Source organism: Flavobacterium sp. (genome assembly GCF_046317795.1).
In the GTDB taxonomy this organism is placed as follows: domain Bacteria; phylum Bacteroidota; class Bacteroidia; order Flavobacteriales; family Flavobacteriaceae; genus Flavobacterium.
The window spans coordinates 1-2,981 of record NZ_JBKCVI010000153.1; the positions used below are offsets into that span (position 1 = coordinate 1).

At 33.5% G+C, this 2,981-nt stretch carries 2 protein-coding genes and 1 pseudogene; all 3 read left to right on the forward strand.

Features of this window, described 5'->3' with window-relative positions:
* Positions 1 to 1,725, forward strand: a 1,725-nt coding sequence (locus ACK5ON_RS09170; RefSeq protein WP_409821862.1) for a M1 family metallopeptidase, incomplete at its 5' end; no start/stop codon positions are given.
* Positions 1,722 to 2,627, forward strand: a complete 906-nt coding sequence (locus tag ACK5ON_RS09175) for a patatin family protein (RefSeq protein WP_409821863.1) — start codon at positions 1,722 to 1,724, stop codon at positions 2,625 to 2,627. The genes ACK5ON_RS09170 and ACK5ON_RS09175, both read left to right, overlap by 4 nt.
* Before the next feature lie 44 nt (positions 2,628 to 2,671).
* Positions 2,672 to 2,884 (forward strand): annotated as a pseudogene (locus ACK5ON_RS09180) (magnesium chelatase domain-containing protein); the annotation flags it as partial.
* Positions 2,885 to 2,981 lie beyond the last annotated feature (97 nt).

Genomic DNA, 2,981 nt, shown 5'->3' on the forward strand with positions numbered 1-2,981 from the left:
AGCGCAGTCGAGGGACAAATTTGGACGCAAGGACAAGGAAAATACACCAGTCATTGGTTTCCGAGTTTTGATGATGTGAACGAGAAAGTGGTTTTTAATATGAATATCACTTTTGATAAAGAGTATAATGTTTTAGCCAATGGCGTTTTAAAAGATGTTTTTCCTGATAAAGAGAAAAAGATATGGAAGTATGAAATGCAAAAACCCATGAGTTCCTATTTGTTGGCGATTGCTATTGGCGATTTCAGAAATAAAGTGGTGGCCTCCAAATCAGGAATTCCGATACAGCTATTTATTCAACCCAAAGACACTGCCAAGTTTGAGCCAACGTATCGCTATTCAAAAGAGATTTTCGATTTTTTAGAAAAAGAAATAGGAGTGAAGTACCCATGGAAAATTTACAAACAAGTTCCTGTAGAAGATTTTCTTTATGCCGGAATGGAAAATACCAGTTGTACTCTTTTTGCTCAAGATTATGTAGTAGATGAAATTGGTTTTACTGATCGGAATTATTTCAATGTGAATGCGCATGAATTGGCTCATCAATGGTTTGGGGATTTGATTACGGCAAAATCAGGAAAGCACCATTGGTTGCAAGAAGGATTTGCTACCTATTATGCGTTGTTGGCTGAAAGACAGGTTTTTGGTGATGATTATTTTTATCATCAGTTGTATCGTTCTTCATTGCAACTCAGGAATGCTGCTAAAACAGATACTATTCCGGTTATGAATGAAAAAGCAAGTTCATTATCGTTTTACCAAAAAGGTGCTTGGGCGTTGCATTTTATGCGAGAAAAAATTGGAGCGAAGCTGTTTCAAAAAGCAGTTCAGAATTATTTAAAAAAATACCAATTCAAAAATGTTGAAACTAGTGATTTTTTAGCAGAAGTTAAAAAAGTGGCTCCTAATTTTGATACTGTCGCGTTCCAAAAATTATGGCTTGAAGATTACAATTTTCCTACCGATGTTGCGAATGAAATGTTGCGAAAAAGTTCGTTCATGCAAACTTTATTTGATGTACAACAAATGAGGAAAAAATCATTTGCTGATAACAAAGACAAATTTGTTGAAATACTCAAATCGAATTTGTTTTATCCTGCGAAAACCGAAATTATTTATCAATTGAAAGACGTAAAATTTGAAGATAAAAAGGAACTTTTAGAATTAGCAATGCAAGCTAATCATCTAAAAGTACGTCAAGCTGTTGCTGAGTTTACCGATGAAATTCCAATTGAATTCAAGTCGAATTATGAAACATTTTTAGCTGATAACTCATACGATACCAAAGAAATTGCTTTTATGAAATTGTGGAAAAATTTCCCAAACGATAGAAGTACCTATTTGGAAAGCACCAAAGATTGGATTGGTGGCAATGATAAAAGTTTACGTATTTTATTCTTGACTTTTTCTATTGAGAATGAAAGTGCAGAGCGTTTGAATTATTATAAAGAACTTGTTGATTATACTTCGCCAAAATATGAAACTTCAGTACGTCAAAATGCGATTATCAATGTGTTAACAATTAATCCAACTGACCAAACCGTGATGAAGAATTTAGTCAATGCAACTACCCATTACAAATGGCAGTTTAGCAAATTTGGTCGTGATAAAATCAGAGATTTATTGCCTAAAGAAAATTTTAGAAGGTTATTTGAGTTGTTATTACCCGAACTCAAAGAGAATGAAAAAGTACAATTACAACGATTATTAGACGAAAAAGGATGAGAGCTTTAGTAATTTCTGGAGGTGGAAGTAAAGGCGCATTTGGTGGTGGAGTTGCTCAATATTTGATGCAAGAAAACGGTTGCGAATATGATATTCTTATAGGAAGTTCGACAGGCAGTTTGCTTATCCCACATTTGGCTTTGGGTGAAGTACAAAAGATTTATGATATTTATTCGAATGTCAATATGCGAAGTATTTTTGATATCAGCCCGTTTGTTGTAAAAAATATAAATACAGAAAATGAAATAGTTTCTATAAATCATTGGAATGTACTCAAACAATTTTTGAAAGGAAAACGAACTTTTGGAGAGAGCCATAAACTGTTAGACTATATCAAAGAAAATTTCACTAAACAAGAGTATGATGCTCTTAGAGCGTCAGCTTGCGATGTAATTGTAACGGTTACCAACCTCTCAAAAAACGAAGTAGAATATAAATCGATTGACGATTATGATTACGAAGAATTTTGTGAATGGATATGGATTTCCTGCAATTATATTCCGTTTATGAGTTTGGTTTCAAAAAATGGATATGATTATGGTGATGGTGGTTTTTCGAGTTTGGTTCCTATTCGAGAAGCAATTCAACGTGGTGCGACCGAAGTTGATGTCATAATTCTTGAAACTGAAGTTCAAATGCAACCTAGAAAAATTGGTAAAAATCCATTTTCATTAATGATTGATTTGTTTCAAACCTTACTCACACAGGTAGAAAAGCATAACATCACAATTGGAAAATTAGCTGCCAAAAATAAAAATGTAAAACTCAATTTATATTATACACCAACGCAACTTACCGATAATGCATTGATTTTTAACAAAGAAAAAATGAAAGATTGGTGGCATAAAGGATATGAATATGCCAAAAACAAAAGCGAATTAATGAGTGATAATTTGCAATAAATTGTAAAACTTTTGCTATTTTTAGCTTTCAAAATATAAATGCCATGTTAGTAAAAGTTTTCGGAAGTGCTGTTTTTGGAGTGGAAGCCACCACAATTACTGTTGAAGTTAATATTGATAAAGGTATTGGTTACCATCTTGTGGGATTGCCTGACAATGCTATAAAGGAAAGTAGCTATCGCATTGCTGCTGCTTTGAAAAATAACGAATACCAACTTCCCGGAAAAAAAATTACTATCAACATGGCGCCTGCCGATTAGCGAAAAGAAGAGTCGGACTATGATGTGACTTTGGCACTACTCAAGATAGCTGCTTCATGAAAAATAAAAGAGTATGAGGTTGACTAGTACATCA